The organism is Janthinobacterium kochi, from assembly GCF_051380715.1.
GTDB lineage: Bacteria > Pseudomonadota > Gammaproteobacteria > Burkholderiales > Burkholderiaceae_D > Janthinobacterium.
In genome coordinates, this window is the sequence record NZ_JBNYXO010000014.1 from 96804 (window position 1) to 121007 (window position 24204).

Below are 24204 nucleotides of genomic sequence, written 5' to 3' on the forward strand. Positions count from 1 at the left end.
CGCTCCCGCCCGGCAACTGGCGGGGCGCGCAAGACGAGAGGCAAGGAGGCACCCTTTGACATACCTCATCGACAGGCGCTTGCAGAGCAAGAATAAATCCGCCGTCAACCGCGAGCGTTTCCTGCGGCGTTACAAGGGCCAGATCAAGGATGCCGTGGGACGCGCCATCAAGGGGCGCTCGATCACGGACGTCGAGAATGGCGAAAAGGTCAGCATCCCCGTCAAGGACGTGGGCGAACCGTCGTTCGGCCACGCGCATGGCGGCGTGTGGGAAGTGGTCAATCCCGGCAACAAGGAATACCTGAAAGGCGACCAGATTGCCCGGCCGAAAGGCGGCGGTGGCGGCGGGCGGGGCAAGGCAGGCAATAGCGACGAGACAACGGAAGACGACTTCATCTTCGAATTGTCACGCGAAGAATTCATGAATTATTTCTTCGAAGACTTGGAGTTGCCGCACATGGTGAAAACCCAGTTGACGGCCACCACGGAATTCAAGAACCAGCGCGCCGGCTACAATATGTCGGGCACCCCATCGAACATCCACGTGCTGCGTTCCCTGCGCGGCGCACTGGGGCGGCGCATCGCCGTCGGCGGCGGCGCCCGCAAGCAGCTGGCGCAGGCCGAAGAAGACCTGGCCGCCCTGCTGCACGAAGGCGCGCCCGACAGCGACCCGCTGGTGGTGGAGCTGCGCCGCCTGATCCACCATCTGCATACGCGCTTGCTGGCGATTCCCTTCATCGACCCGTTCGACTTGCGCTACAGCAACCGCATCAAGGTGCCCAAGCCCATGACGCAAGCCGTCATGTTCTGCATCATGGACGTCTCCGGTTCCATGGACGAATCGCGCAAGGACACGGCCAAGCGCTTCTTCATCCTCTTGTATCTGTTCCTCAAGCGCGCCTACGACAAGATCGAGGTCGTCTTCATTCGCCACCATACGGCGGCGGCGGAAGTGAACGAGCATGAATTCTTCAACTCGCGCGAATCGGGCGGCACCGTGGTGTCTTCCGCCCTGCACTTGCTCAATACCATCATCGACGAGCGCTATGGCGCGGGGCAATGGAACAGCTATGTGGCGCAGGCGTCCGACGGCGACAACTGGGACAACGATTCCGTGCTGTGCCGCCAGTTGCTGATCAACACCATCATGCCCAAGGTGCAGTACTACACCTATGTCGAGATCACCGATGGCCCACAGCAAAACCTGTGGGAGCAATATGCGGGCGTGCTCGACCATCATGCCCATTTCGCCATGCAAAAGATCGTCACGCCGGCCGATATCTACCCGGTCTTCCGCGAACTGTTCAAAAAACAGGTGAAATGATGAGTGCAGCCTTTGACCGCGCCAGCAACACCCCGGGCGAACCGTTCGTGCGCCTGCGCCACCCGAACGCCCTGCCCGAGCAGTCGGAATGGACGTTCGAGCTGATCGAGCAAATCCACGAAGAAATTCGCCGCGTGGCGAAACAGTTCGGCCTCGATACCTATCCGAACCAGCTGGAAATCATCACGGCCGAGCAGATGATGGATGCCTACACCTCGGTCGGCATGCCTGTCTCCTACAACCACTGGTCGTTCGGCAAGCATTTTCTTTCCACCGAGAAAAGCTACAAGCGGGGCCAGATGGGCCTGGCCTACGAGATCGTCATCAACTCGAACCCGTGCATCGCCTATTTAATGGAGGAAAACAGCCTGACCATGCAGTCGTTGGTGATCGCGCATGCGGCCTATGGCCACAACTCCTTCTTCAAAGGCAACTATCTGTTCCGCGCCTGGACAGATGCCGATGCCATCATCGACTATATGGTATTTGCCAAGAACTACATCGCCGAATGCGAGCAGCGCCATGGCGTCGATGCGGTGGAATTGCTGCTCGACTCTTGCCACGCCATCCAGAACTATGGCGTGGACCGCTACAAGCGCCCGGCGAAACTGTCGATGGTGAAGGAATATGCGCGCCAGAAAGAACGTGAAGCGTATGTGCAGTCGCAGATCAACCAGCTGTGGCGTACCCTGCCCCGGCGTGAAGATGACGAGGACGAGGAAGATCAGCGCAAGGCCGCCCCCCGCTTTCCGCCCGAACCCGAGGAAAACCTGCTGTACTTTATAGAGAAGTACGCGCCGCTGCTGGAACCATGGCAGCGCGAGATGGTGCGCATCGTACGCAAGATTTCCCAGTATTTCTATCCGCAGCGGCAAACCCAGGTGATGAACGAGGGCTGGGCCACCTTCTGGCACTACACGATATTGAACCAGTTGTATGACGAAGGCGTGGTGGGCGACGGCTTCATGATGGAATTTCTGAAAAGCCATACCAACGTGGTCTATCAGCCGCCCATCGACAGCCCCTACTACAGCGGCATCAACCCGTATGCGCTGGGTTTTGCCATGATGAGCGACATCCGCCGCATCTGCGAGCATCCAACCGACGAAGACCGCGCCTGGTTCCCTGACATCGCCGGCAGCGACTGGCGCAAGAGCCTGGACTTTGCCATGCGCAATTTCAAGGATGAAAGCTTCATTGCCCAGTATCTGTCGCCGCGGCTGATCCGCGAATTCCATTTCTTTGCCGTGCTCGACGACGACAAGAATGAAAAACTGGCCATTTCCGCCATCCACGACGATGCCGGCTACCGCTACGTGCGCCAGCAACTGGCCGAACAGTACAACCTGGGCAATCGCGAGCCGAATATCCAGGTCTGGTCCGTCAATACGCGCGACGACCGCGCATTGACCCTGCGCCACACGCAATTCCTGCGCCGCCCGCTAAACCAGCAGGCAGCCGAAGTGCTCAAGCACGTGGCACGGCTGTGGGGCTTCGATGTGCACCTCGATACGGTCGATCCGCAGGGCGTCGTGCTGGGCACCCTGAATTGCCGGCGCGAGAAGCGCAACCGGCGCGACGATGCGCCGGCACGGCCATAAGTAGCCTTCTTGGCAACCATTTTAGCAAGAACATAAGCGCATCCTATGCCACCATAGGAATTCCGTATGGCCTGGCGACGTCGAAACGGCCGCCAGGAGCGTCTTTTTTGACCTGGGTAAAGTTCCTTTCGCACCCGATTGGTGCGCACGCATGGCTAAGTGGTCTGGTTCAGAGGCAAAATATTTCTATTGGGAAATATTTTGCTCCAAATTTAGCAGTTTCCATATTGAATATCACGAAATATAATTCCGTCATAATGGCACATCGAAGAACTTAGCAGTGGTAGCCCAAAACGGCTGTAAAAAACCGATAAGACCGCCTTTTTTTATGTCCGAAAGCGTGCAAAGATGACATAAGCAAGTACGTTTTCAGGGCGCAAAAGCGCCAAAAATTTAACCGGTTTTAGGCGTTAAAAATCTGTGTAAAATAAAGAATTCGTATGTATAATTCGGCGACGTCCCGGATACGGCTGGAGCTTTGTGTCGTCATTTTGGGGTTCAGTTGCAAGACAAGAGATGGTATTTGGAGAAAGCAGGCATGAATTTTTCGAACGAGAAAAGTCCCAAGAACTACACAGGCATCACTATCGTTGTCCTGCTGCACGTTCTCGCGGCTTACGGGATCGTGACGGGCTTGGGCAAGCGGTTGGTCACCAAAATGATGGAACCGGTTGAAACCAAGATTATCGAGGAAGTCAAACCGCCTCCACCGAAGGATCTTCCACCGCCACCACCGCCGCCAGAAATGAAAGCGCCACCGCCGCCATTCATTCCGCCAGTCGAGGTGAACGTGCAGCAGCCGCCACCACAGCAGAACGTGATTGCAAATACGACTGCCGTGAAGCCAGCCACGAATGTATTGACGCCGCCGACGCCGCCTGCACAGCCTGCGCCAACTCCTGGACCAGCCAAATCGGTGCGTACGCCGGCCGTGGTTGACTTCAGTGTCTGCGAAAAACCGGCATATCCAAAGTCGTCGCAGCGCAATGAGGAAACCGGTGTGGTGACACTGTCGTTCCTGATCGGTGTAGACGGCAAGGTCGCTGATTCGAAGATCGTGAAGTCCAGCGGCTTCAGAGACCTGGACAAAGCTGCGGTGCAAGGTATCAGCCGCTGTACATTTAAGCCGGCAACAGTTGACGGCAAGCCGGAACAAGGCTGGCAGCAAATGCAATACGTTTGGTCGCTGGATTAAAACCCGAGACAGTTATCCCCTGTCTCACACTATGATTTCGTTGTCATTACGTTCAGCGATCTGTTATTTTTAATTTTGGAGGAAGCATGTTTAAGAATACCCGTTTGTCCGCATTTTTTGCCGCGGTTCTGTTGTCCGTTACCGCCACTACCGCTCTGGTAGCAGCTCCGGCATTCGCTGACGCGCCAGCCTCGGCTGCCGCTTCGGCTCCTGCGGCAGACGCTGCACCAGCACCAGTTGCCGCAGATGCAGCCGCTCCAGCAGCAGACGCAGCAGCTCCAGCCGCTGACGCAGCAGCTCCAGCCAAAACCGAAGAAGTGCACAACCCGTTCGGCCTGCAAGCAGTGTGGGACGGCGGCTTCGTGCCACGCGCCACCCTGATCATCATGGTCATCATGTCGATCGGTACTTGGTACATCATCATCACCAAGCTGATCGATCAAATGAAGATCTTCAAGCAAGCCAAAGAAGCCGCTTCCAAATTCTGGAAAGCTCCTTCGATCGCTGCTGGTTCGGCAACCCTGGAAGAAGGTTCGCCATTCCGCTTCATCGCTGAATCGGGCACCAAGGCAACCGCGCACCATGACGGCGCCCTGCTGGAACAAATCGATCTGTCGACCTGGGTGACGATGTCGATCCAGCGTGCTTCGGACAAAGTCCAATCGCGTCTGCAAGATGGCCTGTCGTTCCTGGCAACCGTTGGTTCGACCGCACCGTTTATCGGTCTGTTCGGTACCGTTTGGGGTATTTACAACGCACTGACCGCTATCGGCATGACCGGTAACGCATCGATCGACAAAGTGGCAGGTCCAGTTGGTGAAGCACTGATCATGACCGCTTTTGGTCTGCTGGTGGCCGTTCCTGCCGTTCTGGGTTACAACTGGTTGGTGCGTCGTAACAAAACCGCAATGGAAGACATCCGCTCGTTCAGCGCCGACGTTCACTCGGTTCTGGTTTCCGGCGTCATGTCCACCAGCGAAGCTGGCCGTGCTGCCGGCGCTAAAAAGATCGGATAAGTCATGTCGATGTCCGTCGGCTCCGACAGCGGAGAACAAGATCAGGTAATGTCAGAAATCAACACGACGCCGCTTGTCGACATCATGTTGGTTTTGCTGATCATTTTCTTGATTACGAGTCCGGTTGTCCTCAAGCTGCAGAAAATCGATCTGCCGATTGAGACGAACCAGGCCCTGCAAACCAAGCCGCAAAACGTTAACATCGTTGTTAACAAGGACGGCGAGATTTACCTGGGCCAGACCAGACTGAAAGACACGAACGAGCTGTTCGATTATCTTAAAGTTGAAGCAGTGAAAGTACCGCAGCCGGAAGTACACGTTCGTGGCGACCAAGAAACACGCTACGAATCGATCGGCCGGGTTATTTACACGACCCAACGTGCCGGGATCCAGAAGGTCGGCTTCATCACCGAACCACCTGACAAGAGCTGATAGCGACTGACAGCGGCGCCCCGGCAACACAGGGGTGCCGCTGAAGGAAGCTTGCCGGGCGGCAGTTTCGCCCGGTGCTTCGTTGGACTTCTTAAAGGAAACACTATGAGTATGAATGTCGGTTCGGGAAGCGCTCCAGGCGCGGATCCGGAACCAATGATGGAACTGAACATGACGCCCCTCATCGACGTGATGCTGGTGCTGATTATCATGTTGATCATCACGATTCCTAAGCAAAACCACTCGGTGAACTTGAACATGCCGGTCGGCACCCCGCCGCCACCGACAACCGAACCGGTGGTCGTCACGATCGATGTCGATTTTGACGGTACGATCTTGTGGGACAATCAGGTCGTTCCTGACCGCGCTTCGCTGGAATCCAAGCTGAGCAACGTTGCTGCGCAAGCAGACCAGCCGGAAGTGCATCTGCGTCCGAACAAGCTGGTGGAATACAAAGTCGTCGCCGGTGTGATGGCGTCGGCGCAGCGTCTGGGCGTGACCAAAATCGGTCTGGTCGGCAACGAGCAATTCCAGTAAGCTGCAGCAATCAGGTTATCTTTACATCCGAATAGGCAGGACTTCCTGCCTATTCGCTTTTTACTGAAAGACTTTCTCATGTCCAAGTTTCGTCTCGCTCATCTCGGCCTCGTCATGGCCGCTATCGGTTTTACCGCAGCAACTCCCGTAATCGGCCTGGGCTCGCTGGCATACGCCGCGGACACCGTGCGCGCCGAAGTCGGCAAGCCATTGCAAGAAGCACAAAAACTCGCTAGCAGCGGCAAAAACAAGGAAGCGCTGGCCAAGCTGCGTGAAGCAGACAGCGTCGGCGGCAAGACCGCCTTTGAAAGCTACCAGATCGAACGCGTGCGCGCTTCGGCCGCTGCTGCCGCTGGCGATAACGGCGCCGCCATCAAGGCTTTCGAAGCCGTCATCAATTCCGGCCGCCTGAGCGCCGCCGAAGCCCCCAAATTCACGCAAGCGCTGGCAGGCATGTACTACCGCGCCAAGGACTGGCCGAACACCATCACCTGGATCAAACGCTCGCTGAAAGACCGCGAAGATCCACAGATGCGCGAACTGCTGATCCAGACCTACTACGTCAGCGGCAACTACGCCGAAGCGGCGAAAGAACTGCAAGCGCGCGGCGGTAACTCGGAAGCGAGCCTGCAAATGCTGGCCAACATCCAGTTGAAGCAAAACGACAAGGCCGGCTATGTCGCCACCCTGGAAAAACTGGCATCGAGCTATCCGAAAACCAGCTACTGGGCCGACCTGCTGAACCGCGTTTCGGGCAAACCTGGCTTCTCGCAGCGCCTGGGCCTGGACGTGCAGCGCCTGCGCCTGGCCAACGGCCTGTTCACCAAGCCTTCCGAATACATGGAAATCAGCCAGCTGGCCCTGCAAGCCGGCAATCCTGGCGAAGCGTTGAGCATCATCGAGCAGGGCTACAAAAAAGGCGTTCTGGGCACCGGCGCCGATGCGCCACGTCACCAGCGCCTGAAAGACCTGGCCCTGAAAACCCAGGCCGAGCTGAAAGCCAACGCCGCCAAGTCGGAAGCGGAATACGTCAAGAACAAGGACGCCGACAGCTTGAGCAAGCTGGGCTTCGCCCTGGTCTACGATGGCCAGGCCGACAAGGGCCTGGGCTTGATGAACGATGCCGTGAAAATGGGCACCGCCAAGTACGCGGAAGAAGCCAAGCTGCATCTGGGCATCGCGTACATCCACGCCGGCAAGAAGGCCAATGCCGCGACTGCACTCAAAACCGTCAAGGGCACGGATGGCACTGCGGACCTGGCCCGTTACTGGACCTTAATGAATAAATAAGACAACACGTCCAGGGCGTTGTTGCCGCGTCTCGCCGTACATTCGTACTGTCTTCGACGTGGCGCCTAGCCCTGAACATGTTGTGAAGCCGTTAGTTCCCGAAAAGCGTTGCCAGCACACTTGCCGGCAACGCTTTTTGTTATTTCAGCAGTGAAATTCGCCCTGCGCCAGCCCTGCTGGGTGTGCATCCCTGAAACAGTCCGTATAATCCCCCTTTTGGCACAGTTTTCATCAGATTCCTATGAAGGTATTCCGCGGACTTCCCAATGCCCAGGCACGAGCGCCTTGCGCTCTGACCATCGGCAATTTTGACGGTGTCCACATCGGCCATCAAGCCTTGCTGGCGCGCGTGCGCGGCGCGGCGACCGAACTCGGCATTGAAGCGGCCGTGATGACGTTCGAACCGCACCCGCGCGAATTCTTTGCGCAGCGCGCGGGCGACCTGTCGAAGGCCCCGCAGCGCATCGCCAACCTGCGCGACAAGCTGCAGTCGCTGGACGACGCCGGCATCGACAGAGTCGTCGTCGAGCACTTCAGCGCGCAATTCGCCGCCTTGACGCCGCAGGAATTCACGGAAAAAGTCCTCGTCGACGGCTTGCACGTGAAATGGCTGATGGTCGGCGACGATTTCTGCTATGGCGCCCGGCGCGCCGGCGACGTCGCCATGCTGCAGGAAGCGGGCCGCGAACATGGTTTCCACGTAGAAACATTACCTACCGTCATGAATGGCAGCACGCGCATCTCCTCGTCGGCCGTGCGCCTGGCCCTGGCCGCCGGCGATTTCCCGCTGGCCACGCAGTTGCTGGGCCACCCGTACGCCATTTCCGGCCATGTGATCCACGGCCAGAAGCTGGGCCGCACCCTGGGTTTTCCCACCCTGAACCTGCGCGTGGCGCACCGCCCCGCCCTGTCCGGCATCTTCATCGTGCAGGTGCACGGCCTGGGGCCACAGCCGCTGCCCGCTGTGGCCAGCCTGGGCGTACGCCCTACCGTCGACGACAGCGGCCGAGTCTTGCTGGAAGTGCATCTGTTTGATTTCGCCCAGTCCTGTTACGGCAAGCTGATACGCGTGGAGTTTTTGCAAAAGCTGCGCGACGAAGAAAAGTATGACGACTTGCCTACCCTGACAGCCGCCATCGAGCGCGACTCGAACCAGGCGCGCGCCTATTTTGAGCAACGCAGCGGCGCCATTACCGCTACCGACCGAATTTGACGCCGGCCAACTCCGCCGCCTGGCGGCGCCAGCCGCCGCAAACCCGCTACAAAAATAGACTCCATACCATTAAAGAAGATTATGTCCGATCAAAACAAGCCAGCCACGCCCAAGCAGAACAAGAAGCCTGAAAGCAAATACCCGGTCAACATGACGGAAACCCCGTTCCCGATGCGCGGCGACATGGCCAAGCGCGAGCCGCAATGGGTACAGCAATGGCAAGACAAGAAAATTTACGAGCGCGTGCGCAAGGCTGCCGCCGGCCGGCCGAAATTCATCCTGCATGACGGCCCGCCGTACGCAAATGGCGATATCCACCTGGGCCACGCCGTCAACAAGATCCTGAAGGACATGGTCGTCAAATCGCGCTCGCTGGCCGGCTTCGACGCGCCGTATGTGCCGGGCTGGGATTGCCACGGCATGCCGATCGAGATCCAGATCGAAAAACTGCACGGCAAGAACCTGCCGACGGCCGAGGTGCTGGAAAAGGCCCGCGCCTACGCCAACGTGCAGGTCGAGCGCCAGAAGAAGGATTTCATCCGTCTGGGCGTACTGGGCGAGTGGGATAACCCGTACCTGACCATGGCGCACGGCAATGAAGCCGACGAATTGCGCGCGCTGGGCAAGCTGCTGGAAAAAGGCTATGTCTACCGCGGCCTGAAACCGGTCAACTGGTGTTTTGATTGCCAGTCGGCGCTGGCCGAAGCGGAAGTGGAATACGCGGAAAAACGCGATCCCGCCATCGACGTCGGGTTCAAGTTCGCCGAGCCGGCCAAACTGGCAGCCGCCTTCGGCCTGCCTTCCCTGACGACGGAGAACGGTTTCATCGTCATCTGGACCACCACGCCGTGGACCATCCCGTCGAACCAGGCCCTGAATGTGCACCCGGAAGTCAAATACGCGCTGGTGAAAACCGAGCGCGATGGCCAGCCGCTACTGCTGATCCTGGCGCAAGACCTGGTCGTGGCCAGCCTGGCGCGCTTCAAGTTAGAGGGCACGACGATTGCCACCTGCGACGGCGCGGCCCTGGCCGGCATCAGCTTCCGCCACCCGCTGCATGCGGCTGACGCTTTCTATGACCGCTTGTCGCCTTTGTACCTGGCCGAATACGTGACCACGGAAAGCGGTACCGGCGTGGTGCACTCGGCGCCAGCCTACGGCCTGGACGACTTCATTTCGTGCAAGGCGCACGGCATGAAGGACGACGACATCATCAAGCCCGTCATGGGCGACGGCAAGTTCGCCTCGACCCTGCCCCTGTTCGGCGGCATGACCATCTGGGAAGCGTCCAAACCGATCTGCAACGCCCTGCGCGAAGCGGGTGCGCTGTTCGAAGTCAAGATGTTCGACCACAGCTACATGCATTGCTGGCGCCATAAGACGCCAATCATCTACCGCGCCACCTCGCAGTGGTTCGCCGGCATGGACGTGACGCCGAAAGACGGCGGCCCGACCCTGCGCGAGACGGCATTAAAAGGCATCGCCGACACCGAGTTCTTCCCGGACTGGGGCCAGGCGCGCCTGCACGGCATGATCGCCAACCGTCCTGACTGGACCTTGTCGCGCCAGCGCCAGTGGGGCGTGCCGATGGCCTTCATCGTGCACAAGGAAACGGGCGACCTGCATCCGCGCACACCGGAACTGCTGGAGCAAGTGGCCAAGCTGATCGAGAAGGACGGCATCGAGGCATGGCAGGCGCTGGACTTGAAAGACTTGATCGGCGACGAAGCGGCCATCTACGCCAAGAACAAAGATACGCTGGACGTATGGTTCGATTCCGGCGCCACGCACCAGACGGTGCTGGGCGGCCCGCAAGGCCACGGTTCGCACTCGACACAGCTGCAATTCCCGGCCGACCTGTACCTGGAAGGCTCGGACCAGCATCGCGGCTGGTTCCACTCGTCCCTGCTGGTGTCGTCCATGCTGAACGGCCGTCCGCCGTACAAAGCCCTGCTGACGCACGGCTTCACGGTCGATGGCGAAGGCAAGAAGATGTCGAAATCGCTGGGGAACACGCTGGCGCCGCAAAAGATCTCGGACACCCTGGGCGCGGACATCCTGCGCCTGTGGATCGCCTCGACCGACTACACGGGCGAACTGTCGATCTCCGACGAAATCCTGAAGCGCGTGACGGAATCGTACCGCCGCATCCGCAACACCCTGCGCTTCCTGCTGGCGAACACCTCGGACTTCAATCCGGCCACGGACGCCGTGCCGGTGGCGGAGATGTTCGAAATCGACCGCTATGCGCTGGCCAACATGGCATCGCTGCAGCAGCAGATCGAGAACAACTACGCGCGCTATGAATTCCACCCGGTGGTGTCGAAGCTGCAGACGTACTGCTCGGAAGATCTGGGCGGCTTCTACCTGGACATCCTGAAGGACCGCCTGTACACCTCCGGCCTGACGTCGCACGCGCGCCGTTCCGCGCAAACGGCCCTGTGGCATATCACGCAAAGCCTGCTGCGCCTGATGGCACCGGCCCTGTCGTTCACGGCGGAGGAAGCGTGGGCCGTCTTCGCCGGTGCGGAGGCGTATGCCGCCAGTGATGAAACCATCTTCACGCAAACCTGGTGGCAACTGCCGGAAGTCTCGGACGCCGCCGGCCTGCTCGAGAAATACACGGCACTGCGCGCCGTGCGCACCGACGTCACAAAACAGCTGGAAGACTTGCGCACCTCGGGCGCCATCGGTTCCTCGCTGCAGGCGGAACTGACGATCAAGGCCGCGCCGATGAAGTACAAGCTGTTGACCACCCTGGGCGAGGACCTGAAATTCGTCTTCATCACCTCGCAGGCCAGCGTTGTCGAAGTGCTTGAGGAAGCGGCCGAGGAAGTGGTCGTGGCCGCGTCGACGGCGCCGAAGTGCGAGCGCTGCTGGCATTACCGTAGCGACGTGGGCACGGACGCCGCGCATGCTACCCTGTGTGGCCGCTGCGTCAGCAACCTGTTTGGAAAGGGCGAATCTCGCCGTTTCGCATAAACAACGTCGTCAAAATCTACTGCGCGTCGCGATTTGCGGCCTGCGATGCTCGCTGTACTAAAGTACAGCTGCGCGTCTTAGCCACAACTCGCTGCCGCTCGCTACGATTTTGCCCGCCGTTGTATGCTATGAGCCCAACCGCCGCCTGCCACCAGGCGGCGGCTTTATCTTCCCTGGAAAAATATGGCCACTAAAAACCGTTTTTCATCGAAATCGTCATCCTCATCGTCGCTGGTGCCCTGGCTGGGCATTGCCGCCATCGTCATCCTGTTCGACCAGATCACCAAGATCACGATCCTGAAGACCTTCCGCTATGCGCAAGAGATGGTCATCACCTCGTATTTCAACCTGGTGCTCGCGTATAACAAGGGCGCCGCGTTCAGTTTCCTGTCCGACCAGGGCGGCTGGCAGCGCTATTTCTTCACCGCCATCGCCCTGGCGGCGGCCATCTACATCATTTATCTGCTGAAAAAGCACGCCGGCCAGCGCATGTTTTGCTGGGCCCTGGCGCTGATACTGGGCGGTGCCCTGGGCAACGCCATCGACCGCCTGATGTACGGCCATGTGGTCGACTTCCTCGACTTCCACTGGAAAAGCTGGGGCCACTTCCCCGCCTTCAACATCGCCGACAGCGCCATCTGCATCGGCGCGGCCCTGTTCATCATCGATGAACTGCGCCGGGTAAACAAATAAACCAGCAGGAGAACGGCATGGAATTGTCCGGCAAAAAAATCGTCCTGGGACTCTCGGGCGGCGTCGCCTGCTACAAGGCGGCGGAACTGTGCCGCAGCATGACCCGCGCCGGCGCGTCGGTGCAAGTGGTGATGACGGATGCGGCCAGCCACTTCATCACGGCCGTCACGATGCAAGCCCTGTCGGGCCACCCCGTGCACACCAGCCAATGGGATGCGCGCATAGCCAATAACATGGCGCATATCGATTTGACGCGCGATGCCGACGCCATCCTGATCGCCCCGTGTTCCGCCGATTTTCTGCGCAAACTCGCGCATGGCGTGTGCGACGACCTGCTATCGACCCTGTGCCTGGCCCGCCCATCCCACCTGCCTTTGCTGGTGGCGCCGGCCATGAACGTGGAAATGTGGCAGAACCCCGCCACGCAGCGCAATGTGCAGCAGTTGCGCGAAGACGGCATCAAGCTGTTTGGCCCCGCCGCCGGCGAACAGGCGTGCGGCGAAGTTGGCCTGGGCCGCATGCTGGAACCGGAGCAGCTGCTGACGGAGCTGATCGCCGCCTTCCAGCCGAAAGTCCTGGCGGGCAGGCGCGTGCTGGTCACCGCCGGCCCCACGTTTGAAGCCATCGACCCCGTGCGCGGCATCACCAATCTGTCCTCGGGCAAGATGGGCTATGCGGTGGCGCGCGCGGCGCGCGAAGCGGGCGCCGAGGTGCTGCTCATTTCCGGCCCCACGGCCCTGGACGCACCCTTCGGCGTACGCCGCATCGATGTGCAAAGCGCGCAGCAGATGCATGATGCAGTGCTGGCCCACGTCGACGGCCAGCATGTCTTCGTCGCCGTGGCCGCCGTGGCCGACTGGCGCGTGGCCAACGCCAGCGACCAGAAGATGAAAAAACAGGCCGACGGCTCCGTGCCCGAACTGCAGTTCGCGCAAAACCCCGACATCCTCGCTACCGTGGCGGCGCGCACCAACCTGGCCGGCTATCCGTATTGCGTGGGCTTTGCCGCCGAGTCGGAAAACCTGGTGGAATTCGGCTCGACCAAGCGCGAAAAGAAGGGCATCCCTCTGCTGGTCGGCAATATCGGCCAGAACACGTTTGGCCAGGACGACAACACCATCATCCTGTTCGACGAGGAAGGCCATACCGTGCTGCCGCGCGCCTCGAAACTGAACCTGGCGCGCCAGCTGATTTCGGAAATCTCGAAGCGGCTAGCAAAAAATTCGCTGCTCAAGTAACCCTTTATACGACTTAGCTTAGTTAATCAGATTAATGAAAAATATTGACATCAAGATCCTCGACGCCCGCATGCAAGAACTGCTGCCGGCCTACGCCACCCCAGGCAGCGCCGGCCTGGACCTGCGCGCCTGCATAGACGAAGCCATCACCATCGAAGCGGGACAGACGGTGCTCATTCCCACCGGCCTGGCCATCCACATCGGCGACCCGTCGTATGCGGCCATGATCCTGCCGCGCAGCGGCATGGGCCACAAAAACGGCATCGTCCTGGGGAATCTGGTAGGCTTGATCGACTCCGATTACCAGGGCCAACTGATGGTATCGACCTGGAACCGGGGCCAGAGCGCATTCACGCTCAACCCCATGGAACGCCTGGCGCAACTGATTATCGTGCCGGTGCTGCAAGTGGGCTTTAACGTCGTCGAGGAATTCGGCGACAGCGAACGCGGTGTTGGCGGTTTCGGCAGCACCGGCAAACATTAAGGATTTTCTTATGCCAGGTTTCCGCCATCTGATCCCAGCCCCAACTTCGCTGCGCCATCTGGCCTCGCCACTGCTGGTGGCTTGCGTTGCCCTTCTCTCTGCCTGCACCACGCCGACGACAAATGTCAGCGGCCCGTTCAACGTCGTGCCGGCGCCCGATGCGCCGGCCCTGACGGCGCAGCAAAAGGCGGCGCAGGAAGAACTGGTGAAGATGGTGGCGCTGCAGGACCGCCTGTCGAAAGTCTCGGCGCCCCTGCTGATCAACAATGCAGACCTGTGCAAGACGTATGCGCGCAACCTGCTGGGATTCACGGCGCAGAATAAGTATTCCTACCCTGGCATCTATGCCGACGCTGCGCAGGCAGCGCTCGGCTACGGGGAACAGATGCAGGTCTCGGGCGTGCTGCCTGGCAGCGGCGCCGCGCGCGCGGGCTTGCGCAAGGGCGACGGCTTGCTGGCCGCCGAAGGCAAGCCGCTGCCCGCCGGCCCGAAAGCGGAAGGCCCGTTCGGCGCCATCGTCGGCCCGCTGGCCTCGAAAAGCGCGAGCCTGAACATGACCATCGCCCGCGACGGCCAGCAGCAGGACCTGAAAATTCCCGTCACGCGCGCCTGTGCCTTCCGCGTCGCACTGGGTAATGCGGACAATATCAACGCGTATTCGGACGGCGCGCGCATCATGCTCACGCGCGGCATGCTCAATGCCGCGCAAAATGACGAAGGCATTGCCTTTGTGATCGCCCGCGAAATGGCGCACAACATCCTCGACCACGCGCGCAGCCAGCGCACGGCAGGTACGGCCGGCAGCATCATCGACAGCCTGGGCGCCGTGCAGCCCGATGTGTCGATGCTGACGGGCGCCGCCGGCATCAAGGCCATGCCGCAGGAACTCGACGTGCAAGCCGACACCCTGGCCATCTACCTGCTGGCGCGCGCCGGCTACAACGTCGACAACGCCGCCCGCTTCTGGCAGCGCCTGGCCACGCAAGTGCCGGCGACAGTCGCCAACGGCTACACGGCCCTGCATCCGGGCACCAACTCGCGCATGGCGGCCATCAACCGCGCCGTCACCGACGTACGTGCCAAGCAAGCGGCAAAGAAGCCGCTCAAGCCTTAAGCACGGAGGCGCCTGACAAAACCGGGGTTGCTCAGGCGCCGGGGAAATTGGGGAAGTAAGTACCCATAATCCAGGTCAGGGCACCGCAGAACACCACGGCCAGAAACAGGACAATGAGCAGCTTGCCGAACTTGGGAATACCCTCTTCTTGCGTCTTGACTTCATTTGACATGAAAATTCTCCGCAGGGTGGTGGAGCAGGTAGTATATCCACAATCTTGAATACTTTTCCATACTTTGCCACAAACATGTGGCATGCAACTCTCGCCCCCCATGGACAGCATCGACCTTGAAGTTCTGAAAACCAGCGCCGCCTGGCTCGCCGTCGGCCACCGCTGCGAACTCGTCACCGTCATCAAGACCTGGGGTTCCAGCCCCCGCCCCGTGGGCGCCACCCTGGCCATCTGCGACGATGGCACGGTGGTCGGTTCCGTTTCCGGTGGCTGTATCGAGGATGACCTGATCGACACCGTCCGCACACACGGCATCGTGCGCACGCAGCCCGAAATCGTCAGCTATGGCATCAGCGCGGACGAGGCGCACCGCTTCGGCCTGCCCTGCGGAGGCACCATCGAACTGGCCATCGAACCGCTGCATGCGGGCAGCCGCGTGGCCGAACTGCTGGCGCGCCTGGAAGCGCATGAACTGGTCGAACGCCGGCTCGACCTGCACAGCGGCGCCGTCACTCTGCACACCGCCGTGCCGGGAGCCGTGCTTGCCCTGGAAGGCGCGGTACTCACCACGCAGCATGGCCCGCGGTGGCGCTTGCTGATCATCGGCGCCAGCCAGCTGTCGCGCTTCGTGGCGCAGATCGCCATGGCCATGGATTACCACGTCATCGTCTGCGACCCGCGCGAGGAATACCGGGGCGGCTGGAACGTGCCAGGCGTGCCCCTGCTGCACGCCATGCCCGACGACCTCGTGCTGGATTTAAAGCTCGACAGCCGCAGCGCCGTCGTCGCCCTCACGCACGATCCCAAGCTCGACGACCTGGCCCTGATGGAAGCGTTGAAATCCCCGGCTTTTTATGTGGGCGCCATCGGCTCGCGCGCCAACAATGCCAAGCGCCGCGAGCGGCTGCTGCAGTTCGACGTCAGCGCGGAACAACTGGCGCGCCTGCACGGCCCCATCGGCCTGTACATCGGCAGCAAGACGCCGGCCGAAATCGCCATTTCCATCCTGGCCGAACTGACGGCCGTGAAAAATGGCGTGCCCGACGCCCTGCAGATCCAGCACGCGGCGGCCTTGACGCCGCCCAACCCGGACCTCTGCGTGCGCTGAAGCCTGAAAACAAGAAACAAGATGCGCCAGCGGCGCGACCCTGCTACCTTCCTGATTTTTGGCCACCATGACCCTGCTGCACTGGACCCTGCCCCTGCCCGCCGGCTACCGCCGCGACGATGTCATCGCCTTCCATAGCCGCGATGGCGAAGCCGTGGCGGAGCAAGTCACGCCGACGGGGCTGCGCAAGGGCATCCTGCTGCGTGGCAGTGCCGTGGTGCTGGACGTCGCCTTCACGCAGGATGCTGCCATCTGCCAGGCAGACATCGATGGCGATGCCGATGCCGACCTTCAAACGCCCCTGCACGGCGCGCTGCTGAACATCCTCGGCCTGCGCATCGATCCGCAGCCATTCGCCCGGCTGGCCGCCAGCGACCCGCTGCTGGCGCCTTTGGTCCGCGTCAATCCGGGCTTGCGCATCGTGCAATCTGCCAGCCCCTTCGAGGCGCTGACCTGGGCCATCATCGGACAGCAAATCAACCTGTCGTTCGCCATTGCGCTGCGCCGCACCTTTATCCTGCAGGCGGGACGCCGGCACGGCAACGGCCTGTGGTGCTACCCGGAAGCGCGCGACGTGGCACGGCTGTCGGTGGAAGAACTGACCAGCCGCAAATTCTCGCGCGCCAAGGCGGAAACCGTGCTGCGCCTGGCGCGCCTGGTCGACGAGGGAGAGTTGTCGCTGGAGCTGCCCCCCTCGGGCGACGTGGCAGCCATTTCGCAGGCGCTGCTGGCCGTGAAGGGCATCGGCCCGTGGACCGTCAACTACGCGCTGCTGCGCGGCTACGGCTACGCCGACTGCTCGCTGCATGGCGACGTGGCCATTCGCGCCGCCCTGCAAAAGCTGCTCGGCGAAGAGGTCAAGCCGGACATGGCGCGCACGGAGCAATGGCTGCGCCAGTATGCGCCGCACCGCACCATGGCGGCCGCCCACCTGTGGGCCAGCCTGCATGCGCCGGAAAAAAATAATTCGCCAGAGCGGGAATAAACGGCGGACGGCCAACGTCTATCCCTTGCAAGCCCTCAAAACCTCAAGGAGACCATCATGCGCTTTACCACCACTTTTGCCGCCGCCCTTTTCACCGTGTTATCCGCCCCGCTGGCTTTCGCCGCCGACGTCATGCCCGCCAACGGCATGCTGGTCAACGCCAGCGGCATGACCGTATATGTGTTCGACAAGGATGTCGCTGACAGCGGCAAGAGCGCCTGCAGCGGCGGCTGCCTGGTCGCCTGGCCCGCCGTCATCGCCACCGACGCGGCGCCTGCCGCCCCGTATGGCAGCATCAAGCGCGAGGACAACGGCGCCATGCAGCTGACCTACAAGGGCAAGCCCCTGTACCTGTACAAGGAAGACAAGAAGCCGGGCGACGTGGCCGGCGACAATTTCAAGAACGTGTGGCACGTCGTCAAGCCGTAAGCACCCCATCCCGCCCCGACGATGACCACACCAGAGGACAGCCGCCAGTTGCAGGCCTGCCTGCCCGGCCTGCGCCGCTATGCGCGTGCGCTGGTGGGCGGACTGCACGCGGACGACCTGGTGCAGGATACCGTGGAGCGGGCGTGGCGCAGGCTCGATCAATGGCAGCGCGGTAGCGACATGCGGCCCTGGCTGTTCTCCATCATGCACAATCTGCACGCGGATCAACTGCGCCGCCCCGGCCTGGCGCTGCAGGAACTCGACGACGACAGCGTGCTGCCCGCCCCGGAGCGCGCGCCGGGGCAAGCCATCGCCATCGGCGAAATGGATGCGGCGCTGGCCCGCCTGCCGCTCGGGCAGCGCGAAGTGATCCTGCTTGTCGGGCTCGAACAAATGCCGTACGAACAGGTGGCGGCCACCCTGGGCATCCCCGTCGGCACCGTGATGTCGCGCCTGTCGCGCGGGCGCGATAAACTGCGCATCCTGCTCGACGGCCGCCCTGCCGGCAGCCAGGGCAGCGGCCCGCCCACCCTGAAAGTCGTGAAATGACAATGCAAGCCATCAGCGAAGCGCAATTGCACGCCCTGGCCGACGGCGCCCTGCCCGAGGAAGAGCGCGCAGCCATCGACGCCCACCTGCGCGCGCATCCGGACGATGCCGCCCGGGTGGACGCCTGGCGCGAGCAAAACCGGCAATTGCGCGCGCTGTTCGACCCCGTGCTGGACGAAGCCGTGCCGCCGGCCCTGCGGCAGGCGGCATCGCCTCCGGCGGCGAACGGCGCCTGGCAGCGCCACGCCATGCAGGCGGCAGCGGCCGTCGTGCTGGTCATCGCGGGCGGCGCGGGCGGCTGGCTGCTGCGCGGCAGCGTGACCACCGGCACCAACCCGATCTCCCTGGCGCGCAGCGCCGCGATCGCCCATGCCGTCTACACGCCCGAAGTACGCCACCCAGTGGAAGTGGGGGTCGAACAAGAGGCGCATCTGGTGCAATGGCTGTCGAAACGCCTGGGCAGCAAATTGCAGCCGCCCGCGCTGTCACCGCTCGGCTACCACTTGATCGGCGGGCGCCTGCTGCCCGGCGATGGCGACGGCCCCGTGGCGCAATTCATGTATGAAGATGGCGGTGGCAAGCGCCTGACCCTGTACGTGGCCAAGGAACGGGCCGGCAGGCAGGAAACGGCTTTCCGCTACACGCAGGAAAAGGACTTGAGCGTGTTTTACTGGATCGACGACCAGCTTGGTTATGCCCTCTCGGCGAGCCTGCCCAAACAGGCGCTGGGCAAGATCGCCGACGCCGTGTATGCGCAGCTGGAACAGCCGCGCTGAAGCAGGCCGGCTGGTGCTACCATCCCATACTGATGCACTCATGCGTATGCCGGATGGCCGTCGCGCTTCGCCGCACCATCCCCACTCCGAGGAATAGACATGACGACCCTGACCATCAATGGCAAGCCGCACGAGCTTGCCTTGCCTGAAGACACGCCCCTGCTGTGGGCCTTGCGCGACGAACTGGGCATGACCGGCACCAAATTCGGCTGCGGCATGGCCCTGTGCGGCGCCTGCACCGTGCACCTCGATGGCGCTGCCATCCGTTCCTGCGTGACGCCCGTGTCGGCCGCCGCCGGCAAGAAAATCACCACCATCGAAGCGGTGGGCAAAGACAAGGTCGGCCTGGCCCTGCAGCAAGCCTGGCAGGAGCACGGCGTGCCACAATGCGGCTATTGCCAGGCTGGCCAGATCATGTCGGCCACGGCCCTGCTGCACAAGACGCCGGCGCCGAACGACCGGCAGATCCGCGAAGCGATGAGCGGCAATATCTGCCGCTGCGGCACCTACACGCGCATCCACGCGGCCATCAAGCAGGCCGCGGCCAGCATCAACGCGAAAGGAACTGCCAAATGAGCATCCTTGAAAACATCCCCGCCCCCGCCTCGCCTGCGCGGCGCAACTGGCTCAAGGCGGCCGGCGCGCTGGCCGGTTTGAGCTTGGTGGCCGGCCCCTCTGGCCTGGTGATGGCGGCCGGCGCCGTCAAATACGGCGGCGACAAGATGGCTGGCGGCGTGGTGGACGACACCCTGGTCTTCCTGTCGATCGCCTCCGACGGCATCGTCACCATCGTGGCGCACCGCGCCGAAATGGGTCAGGGTATCCGCACCAGCCTGCCCATGGTGGCGGCCGACGAACTGGGCGCCGACTGGGCGCAGGTGCGCGTACAGCAGGCGCCCGCCGACGAAGCGCGCTACGGCAGCCAGGATACGGACGGCTCGCGCAGCATGCGCCACTCGTTCCGCGCCATGCGCCACGTGGGCGCCACGGCACGCCTGATGCTGGAAACGGCGGCGGCCGTGCGCTGGGACGTGCCCGTGACGGAAGTCAAAGCCGCCAACCATGCGGTCGTACATGCGGCCAGCGGGCGCTCGCTGTCCTTCGGTGCCCTGGCCGGGGAAGCGGCCAAATTGCCGGTGCCGCCGCGCGCGCGCATCAGCCTGAAAACGGCCGGCGAGCTGCGCTACATCGGGCAAACCAACACACGCGGCATCGACCTGCACGACATCGTCACGGGCAATACCCACTTCGGCATCGACACGCGCCTCGATGGCATGGCGTATGCCGTCATCGCCCGCCCTCCCGTATTTGGCGGCAAGCTGAAAAGAGTGGACCAGACGGCAGCCCTGAAAGTGCCGGGCGTGCTGCGCATCGTCGAACTGGCGGGCAGTGCGCCGCCGGCCATGTTCAATCCACTCGGCGGCGTGGCCGTCATCGCGAAGAACACCTGGGCCGCCATCAAGGGCCGCGAAGCGCTGGTGCTGGAATGGGACGATGGCCCGAACGGCGACTACGATTCGAAGGCCTTCCGCAAAACGCTGGAAGCGGCCGTGCGCCAGCCGGCCAACCCGGCGCGCGACCAGGGCAAGACGGTGGCCACCCTGGCCGCCGCTCCCGCCGCGCGCAAATTCAGTGCCGAATATTATCTGCCCCACCTGGCCCATGCCACCATGGAGCCGCCCGCCGCCACCGTGCGCATCGCCGACGGCAAGGCCGAAGTGTGGGCTTGCGTGCAGGCGCCGCAAGCGACGCGCAGCAACGTGGCCAAGGCCCTGGGCCTGGCGTATGACGACGTGACCGTGCACGTGACCCTGCTTGGCGGCGGCTTCGGACGCAAATCGAAACCCGATTTCGCCGTCGAGGCGGCGCTGCTGTCGAAAGCCATGGATGGCGCGCCCGTCAAGCTGACGTGGACGCGCGACGACGACCTGCAGCACGACTATCTGCACACGGTGTCCGTCGAACGGCTGGAAGCGTCGCTGGACGCCAAAGGCATGCCGACGGCCTGGCTGCACCGCACGGCCGCGCCCACCATCACCTCGACCTTTGCCGCCGGCGCGAACAAGCAGGCGCCATTCGAGCTGGGCATGTCGGCCATCAACGTGCCGTTCGCCATTGCTAACATCCGCGTCGAAGTGCCCGAGGTGCAGGCCCACACGCGCATCGGCTGGTTCCGTTCCGTCTCGAATATCCCGCACGCGTTCGCCATCCAGTCGTTCACGGCCGAACTGGCCCACGCGGCAAAGAAGGACCATCGCGACTACCTGCTGGCACTGCTGGGTCCTGCGCGCAAGATCAACCCGGCCGAACTGTCCGATGGCTGGAACTATGGCGAAGACCCGGCGAAATATCCGGTCGACATAGGCCGCATGCGCCACGTGATCGAGCTGGCGACCGCCAAGGCGGGCTGGGGCCGCAAACTGCCCAAAGGCCGGGGACTGGGCCTGGCCGTGTCCTACAGTTTTGTCACCTATGTGGCAGCCGTGATCGAGGTGGAGATCAACGCAGCCGGCGAAGTCATCGTGCCCAGGGTCGATATCGCCATGGATTGCGGACCGCAGATCAACCCGGACCGCGTGCGCTCGCAGATCGAAGGCGCCTGCATCATGGGCCTGTCGCTGGCCATGAGCGGCGAAATCAGTTTCAAGAATGGCCGGGTCGAGCAAAGCAATTTCCACGACTATAGCGTGCTGCGCGCCGCCGACGCGCCGCGCGTGATCCACACGCACCTGGTGCCGGGCACCCTGGACATGGAGCTCGGTGGCGTGGGCGAGCCGGCCACGCCGCCCATCGCGCCGGCCCTGTGCAACGCCATCTTCGCCGCCACGGGCAAGCGCATCCGCGCCCTGCCCGTGGGCATGCAACTAGCGAAGAAAGTCTAGGCGCGCCGCGCGGCGGGCAATTGCAGCAGCAACGCTGCGGCGGCCACCAAGGCGGCGCTGGCCGCCAGCAGCCACATGGGCCAGTCCAGCAGGAGTAGCAAGCCGCCCATGGCGGCGCCGATGGCGCTGCCCAGGTACAGCGCCGATTCGTTGAGAGCGATGGCCAGGTTGCCGTCGCCCTGCCGCGCGCACACAGCCAGCAGCCGCTGGTTCTGTGGCACTTGCAGGGCCCAGCCGGCCGCGCCCCACAGCGCAATTGGCACCAGCATCAGCCAGGCCGACCAGCCGGCCGCCAACGGCAGCGCGCACAAGGCCAGCGCCAGCAGCAGCAAAATGAACAAGGTCAGTTTCGGCGCCGCCACCTTGTCCGCCCATGGCCCGACCAGCACGCTGCCCACGATCCCCCCCACGCCCCATGCCCACAGGAAGGGCGTGGCGGAAATCGCTGCCCCCTGGGCGGACCACGCCAGCAGCGGCGCGATAAACGTGTACATGCCCAGGCTGGCGATGGCTGCCAGCAGCGACACCAGCAAGATGGCCAGCACCTGCCCGTCGGCCAGCAAGACCAGCTTGCGGCGCAACGAAATGGCCTGCGCCACCGGCAGCGCAGGCAGCTTCCACAGCAAGCCCGCCAGCGCCAGCGCGCCCAGCAAGGCGACCAGCCACAGGGCCGCCGTCCAGCCCAGTTGCTGCGCCAACAACAGGCTCAAGGGCACGCCCAGCACCGTGCCGCCCGCCATGCCGCCCATGATCACGCCGATGGCCTTGCCCCTTTGCTGCGCTGCCGACACGCCGGCAGCCGCCGCGATGCCCAGCGCCAGATAGACGCCCGCACCGATGCCGGCAATGGCCCGCCATGCCAGTAAACTGCTGAATCCGGGCGCCAGTGCGCTGGCCCCGTTCGCCAGCACGAACACCGCCAGGGCAATCAACAGGCCGGAGCGCTGCGCGCGCGCCGGCAGCAAGGCCACGACAAGAGGCGAGCCGAGGCCGTAGGCCAGCGTAAACGCAGTCACCAACTGCGCGGCCATCGCCAGGGAAATGGAAAACGCACCGGCGATCATCGGCATCAAGCCCGCCGTCACATACGACGCCATGCCCAGCGCGAACGCGCCCACGGCGATCAGGTAGACGGTGGCAGGCAACACGGTGGCGGCAGGCGCTGCGGCACTGGAAGAAGAATAGTCAGACATGGGCAAGCTTTCGGAAAGAAAGCAGGCATTCTGAAATACAATATAAACAATTACAATTTAACTGTTTATGCTATTACTCATAGCAACAGGCTCACCGGAAAGACAGCACCATGCGCACTTTGGCCCGCACCCGCCACGAACTGGCCGCCTACCTGCAGGCGCGGCGCGCGCGGCTATCACCCGAGGACGTGGGCTTGCCCGGCGGCGGGCGGCGCAGGACGCCGGGACTGCGCCGCGAAGAAGTGGCGGCGCTGGCCGGTGTGGGGCTGACCTGGTACACTTGGCTGGAACAGGGGCGCGACATCGGCGTCTCGAGCGCCTTTCTCGACAAGCTGGCCGAAGTGCTGAAACTGGACGCGGGCGAACGGCGCCACTTGTTCCTGCTGGCGCATGCGCGTCCGCCGGCCGAAGAGGGCAAGACGTATTGCGTGGTGCCGCCGCCGGTGCGCCGATTAATGCACGAACTGGCGCATCCAGCCTATGTGCTCAACTTGCGCTGGGACGTGCTGGCGTTCAATGAGGCAGCGGATACCCTGTTTGGTTTCGGCGCACATGCTGCCGCGCGCCGCAATCTGCTGTGGCTGCTATTTACCGACCCGCTGCTGCGGTCACGCTTCACGGCCTGGGAAGAGCAGGCACCGCTGATGCTGTCGAGCTTTCGCCGCGACTACGCGCGCGCCACGCAGGAAGCCGATATCCATGCGCTGGTGGAAGAGCTGGAAAAAGTGTCGCCCGAATTCAAGCAATGGTGGCGCCGCCATGACGTGCATGCGCCGTGTGTAGGCGTGCGCCGCCTGACAATCGACGGCGAACAGGTCCCCTATGAGCATACCTCGCTGACCATCGATGCGGACCGCCACTTGCGGCTGGTGGTATATGCGCGCCAGCAGCCGCAGTGAACGATAGCGCACAACGAAAAAACCGCTGCCCTTCTTGCGAGAAATCAGCGGCTTCGCAGGGTGCCGGAACAAGGTCGGTGTCATGCAAAAGC

Annotated in this window: 23 protein-coding genes; 21 read left to right on the top strand and 2 right to left on the bottom strand. The window is 62.4% G+C overall.

Annotated features, from left to right (window positions below):
- The first annotated feature begins 55 nt into the window (after positions 1-55).
- The 13 genes from ACQ4WL_RS23665 to ACQ4WL_RS23725 all read left to right on the top strand — a co-directional run bounded on the left by ACQ4WL_RS23665 (position 56) and on the right by ACQ4WL_RS23725 (position 15119).
- The gene (locus ACQ4WL_RS23665; protein WP_436511939.1) at positions 56-1324 is read left to right on the top strand and encodes a YeaH/YhbH family protein; all 1269 of its coding nucleotides are present in this window, start codon (positions 56-58) and stop codon (positions 1322-1324) included.
- Complete coding sequence (locus tag ACQ4WL_RS23670; RefSeq protein WP_436511973.1) at positions 1324-2925, top strand: SpoVR family protein; 1602 nt, start codon at positions 1324-1326, stop codon at positions 2923-2925. Before ACQ4WL_RS23665 ends, ACQ4WL_RS23670 begins: the two co-directional genes overlap by 1 nt.
- A 538-nt stretch (positions 2926-3463) precedes the next feature.
- The gene (locus tag ACQ4WL_RS23675; RefSeq protein WP_436511940.1) at positions 3464-4120 is read left to right on the top strand and encodes an energy transducer TonB; all 657 of its coding nucleotides are present in this window, start codon (positions 3464-3466) and stop codon (positions 4118-4120) included.
- An 86-nt stretch (positions 4121-4206) separates the two neighbouring features.
- Entirely contained in the window at positions 4207-5136 is a 930-nt protein-coding gene (locus ACQ4WL_RS23680; protein ID WP_436511941.1) for a MotA/TolQ/ExbB proton channel family protein, read from the top strand.
- A 3-nt stretch (positions 5137-5139) separates the two neighbouring features.
- Positions 5140-5568: an ExbD/TolR family protein gene (locus tag ACQ4WL_RS23685; RefSeq protein ID WP_035821469.1), complete on the top strand. Its 429-nt coding sequence runs from the start codon at positions 5140-5142 to the stop codon at positions 5566-5568.
- A gap of 105 nt (positions 5569-5673) precedes the next feature.
- Positions 5674-6105: an ExbD/TolR family protein gene (locus tag ACQ4WL_RS23690; protein ID WP_436511942.1), complete on the top strand. Its 432-nt coding sequence runs from the start codon at positions 5674-5676 to the stop codon at positions 6103-6105.
- 78 nt (positions 6106-6183) lie between these two features.
- Positions 6184-7395, top strand: a complete 1212-nt coding sequence (locus ACQ4WL_RS23695) for a tetratricopeptide repeat protein (protein ID WP_436511943.1) — start codon at positions 6184-6186, stop codon at positions 7393-7395.
- Between the two features lie 241 nt (positions 7396-7636).
- Positions 7637-8608 carry a bifunctional riboflavin kinase/FAD synthetase gene (locus ACQ4WL_RS23700; protein WP_436511944.1) on the top strand — a complete coding sequence of 324 codons (972 nt, stop codon included), beginning with the start codon at positions 7637-7639 and terminating at the stop codon, positions 8606-8608.
- An 81-nt stretch (positions 8609-8689) separates the two neighbouring features.
- A complete protein-coding gene (gene ileS, locus ACQ4WL_RS23705) occupies positions 8690-11590 on the top strand; it encodes an isoleucine--tRNA ligase (protein ID WP_436511945.1) in 2901 nt (966 codons plus the stop codon).
- A 183-nt stretch (positions 11591-11773) separates the two neighbouring features.
- Positions 11774-12283 (top strand): signal peptidase II, encoded by a 510-nt coding sequence (gene lspA / locus ACQ4WL_RS23710; protein ID WP_436511946.1) that lies wholly within the window; start codon positions 11774-11776, stop codon positions 12281-12283.
- Between the two features lie 17 nt (positions 12284-12300).
- Complete coding sequence (coaBC, locus tag ACQ4WL_RS23715; RefSeq protein WP_436511947.1) at positions 12301-13521, top strand: bifunctional phosphopantothenoylcysteine decarboxylase/phosphopantothenate--cysteine ligase CoaBC; 1221 nt, start codon at positions 12301-12303, stop codon at positions 13519-13521.
- 34 nt (positions 13522-13555) lie between these two features.
- The gene (dut, locus tag ACQ4WL_RS23720; protein ID WP_099762451.1) at positions 13556-14005 is read left to right on the top strand and encodes a dUTP diphosphatase; all 450 of its coding nucleotides are present in this window, start codon (positions 13556-13558) and stop codon (positions 14003-14005) included.
- Positions 14006-14015: 10 nt separating this feature from the next.
- A complete protein-coding gene (locus ACQ4WL_RS23725) occupies positions 14016-15119 on the top strand; it encodes a M48 family metalloprotease (protein WP_436511948.1) in 1104 nt (367 codons plus the stop codon).
- A gap of 31 nt (positions 15120-15150) precedes the next feature.
- Here the strand turns inward: ACQ4WL_RS23725 and ACQ4WL_RS23730 are convergent, their stop codons facing one another.
- Complete coding sequence (locus ACQ4WL_RS23730) at positions 15151-15291, bottom strand: hypothetical protein (protein ID WP_162835767.1); 141 nt, start codon at positions 15289-15291, stop codon at positions 15151-15153.
- A gap of 100 nt (positions 15292-15391) precedes the next feature.
- Between ACQ4WL_RS23730 and ACQ4WL_RS23735 the strand changes: the two genes are divergently transcribed.
- From ACQ4WL_RS23735 to ACQ4WL_RS23765, 7 genes are all read left to right on the top strand, one after another.
- Entirely contained in the window at positions 15392-16399 is a 1008-nt protein-coding gene (locus ACQ4WL_RS23735) for an XdhC family protein (protein ID WP_436511974.1), read from the top strand.
- 67 nt (positions 16400-16466) lie between these two features.
- The gene (locus tag ACQ4WL_RS23740) at positions 16467-17384 is read left to right on the top strand and encodes a DNA-3-methyladenine glycosylase 2 (RefSeq protein WP_436511949.1); all 918 of its coding nucleotides are present in this window, start codon (positions 16467-16469) and stop codon (positions 17382-17384) included.
- A gap of 57 nt (positions 17385-17441) precedes the next feature.
- Complete coding sequence (locus tag ACQ4WL_RS23745; protein ID WP_436511950.1) at positions 17442-17813, top strand: COG4315 family predicted lipoprotein; 372 nt, start codon at positions 17442-17444, stop codon at positions 17811-17813.
- Positions 17814-17834: 21 nt separating this feature from the next.
- On the top strand, positions 17835-18362 hold the full coding sequence (locus ACQ4WL_RS23750; RefSeq protein WP_436511951.1) for an RNA polymerase sigma factor: 528 nt from the start codon (positions 17835-17837) through the stop codon (positions 18360-18362).
- Positions 18359-19138: an anti-sigma factor family protein gene (locus tag ACQ4WL_RS23755; RefSeq protein WP_436511952.1), complete on the top strand. Its 780-nt coding sequence runs from the start codon at positions 18359-18361 to the stop codon at positions 19136-19138. Before ACQ4WL_RS23750 ends, ACQ4WL_RS23755 begins: the two co-directional genes overlap by 4 nt.
- Positions 19139-19237: 99 nt before the next feature.
- Complete coding sequence (locus ACQ4WL_RS23760) at positions 19238-19714, top strand: (2Fe-2S)-binding protein (RefSeq protein ID WP_436511953.1); 477 nt, start codon at positions 19238-19240, stop codon at positions 19712-19714.
- The gene (locus ACQ4WL_RS23765) at positions 19711-22020 is read left to right on the top strand and encodes a xanthine dehydrogenase family protein molybdopterin-binding subunit (RefSeq protein ID WP_436511954.1); all 2310 of its coding nucleotides are present in this window, start codon (positions 19711-19713) and stop codon (positions 22018-22020) included. Before ACQ4WL_RS23760 ends, ACQ4WL_RS23765 begins: the two co-directional genes overlap by 4 nt.
- Here the strand turns inward: ACQ4WL_RS23765 and ACQ4WL_RS23770 are convergent.
- Entirely contained in the window at positions 22017-23213 is a 1197-nt protein-coding gene (locus ACQ4WL_RS23770; RefSeq protein ID WP_436511955.1) for an MFS transporter, read from the bottom strand. The two genes, ACQ4WL_RS23765 and ACQ4WL_RS23770, sit on opposite strands and share 4 nt — an antisense overlap.
- A 110-nt stretch (positions 23214-23323) precedes the next feature.
- Here ACQ4WL_RS23770 and ACQ4WL_RS23775 point away from each other — a divergent pair, with 110 nt between their 5' ends.
- Positions 23324-24112: a helix-turn-helix transcriptional regulator gene (locus ACQ4WL_RS23775; RefSeq protein ID WP_436511956.1), complete on the top strand. Its 789-nt coding sequence runs from the start codon at positions 23324-23326 to the stop codon at positions 24110-24112.
- Positions 24113-24204 lie beyond the last annotated feature (92 nt).

Excerpts from the sequence above, each read along its gene's own strand:
- lspA (WP_436511946.1), top strand. The coding sequence starts at position 11,774 with ATGGCCACTAAAAACCGTTTTTCATCGAAATCGTCATCCTCATCGTCG.
- ACQ4WL_RS23725 (WP_436511948.1), top strand. The coding sequence starts at position 14,016 with ATGCCAGGTTTCCGCCATCTGATCCCAGCCCCAACTTCGCTGCGCCAT.
- ACQ4WL_RS23750 (WP_436511951.1), top strand. The coding sequence starts at position 17,835 with ATGACCACACCAGAGGACAGCCGCCAGTTGCAGGCCTGCCTGCCCGGC.
- ACQ4WL_RS23770 (WP_436511955.1), bottom strand. The coding sequence starts at position 23,213 with ATGTCTGACTATTCTTCTTCCAGTGCCGCAGCGCCTGCCGCCACCGTG.
- ACQ4WL_RS23765 (WP_436511954.1), top strand. The coding sequence starts at position 19,711 with ATGAGCATCCTTGAAAACATCCCCGCCCCCGCCTCGCCTGCGCGGCGC.
- ACQ4WL_RS23700 (WP_436511944.1), top strand. The coding sequence starts at position 7,637 with ATGAAGGTATTCCGCGGACTTCCCAATGCCCAGGCACGAGCGCCTTGC.
- ACQ4WL_RS23760 (WP_436511953.1), top strand. The coding sequence starts at position 19,238 with ATGACGACCCTGACCATCAATGGCAAGCCGCACGAGCTTGCCTTGCCT.
- coaBC (WP_436511947.1), top strand. The coding sequence starts at position 12,301 with ATGGAATTGTCCGGCAAAAAAATCGTCCTGGGACTCTCGGGCGGCGTC.
- ACQ4WL_RS23695 (WP_436511943.1), top strand. The coding sequence starts at position 6,184 with ATGTCCAAGTTTCGTCTCGCTCATCTCGGCCTCGTCATGGCCGCTATC.
- ACQ4WL_RS23775 (WP_436511956.1), top strand. The coding sequence starts at position 23,324 with ATGCGCACTTTGGCCCGCACCCGCCACGAACTGGCCGCCTACCTGCAG.
- ACQ4WL_RS23730 (WP_162835767.1), bottom strand. The coding sequence starts at position 15,291 with ATGTCAAATGAAGTCAAGACGCAAGAAGAGGGTATTCCCAAGTTCGGC.
- ACQ4WL_RS23690 (WP_436511942.1), top strand. The coding sequence starts at position 5,674 with ATGAGTATGAATGTCGGTTCGGGAAGCGCTCCAGGCGCGGATCCGGAA.
- ACQ4WL_RS23755 (WP_436511952.1), top strand. The coding sequence starts at position 18,359 with ATGACAATGCAAGCCATCAGCGAAGCGCAATTGCACGCCCTGGCCGAC.
- ACQ4WL_RS23680 (WP_436511941.1), top strand. The coding sequence starts at position 4,207 with ATGTTTAAGAATACCCGTTTGTCCGCATTTTTTGCCGCGGTTCTGTTG.
- ACQ4WL_RS23675 (WP_436511940.1), top strand. The coding sequence starts at position 3,464 with ATGAATTTTTCGAACGAGAAAAGTCCCAAGAACTACACAGGCATCACT.
- ileS (WP_436511945.1), top strand. The coding sequence starts at position 8,690 with ATGTCCGATCAAAACAAGCCAGCCACGCCCAAGCAGAACAAGAAGCCT.
- ACQ4WL_RS23740 (WP_436511949.1), top strand. The coding sequence starts at position 16,467 with ATGACCCTGCTGCACTGGACCCTGCCCCTGCCCGCCGGCTACCGCCGC.
- dut (WP_099762451.1), top strand. The coding sequence starts at position 13,556 with ATGAAAAATATTGACATCAAGATCCTCGACGCCCGCATGCAAGAACTG.
- ACQ4WL_RS23735 (WP_436511974.1), top strand. The coding sequence starts at position 15,392 with ATGGACAGCATCGACCTTGAAGTTCTGAAAACCAGCGCCGCCTGGCTC.
- ACQ4WL_RS23745 (WP_436511950.1), top strand. The coding sequence starts at position 17,442 with ATGCGCTTTACCACCACTTTTGCCGCCGCCCTTTTCACCGTGTTATCC.
- ACQ4WL_RS23685 (WP_035821469.1), top strand. The coding sequence starts at position 5,140 with ATGTCGATGTCCGTCGGCTCCGACAGCGGAGAACAAGATCAGGTAATG.
- ACQ4WL_RS23670 (WP_436511973.1), top strand. The coding sequence starts at position 1,324 with ATGAGTGCAGCCTTTGACCGCGCCAGCAACACCCCGGGCGAACCGTTC.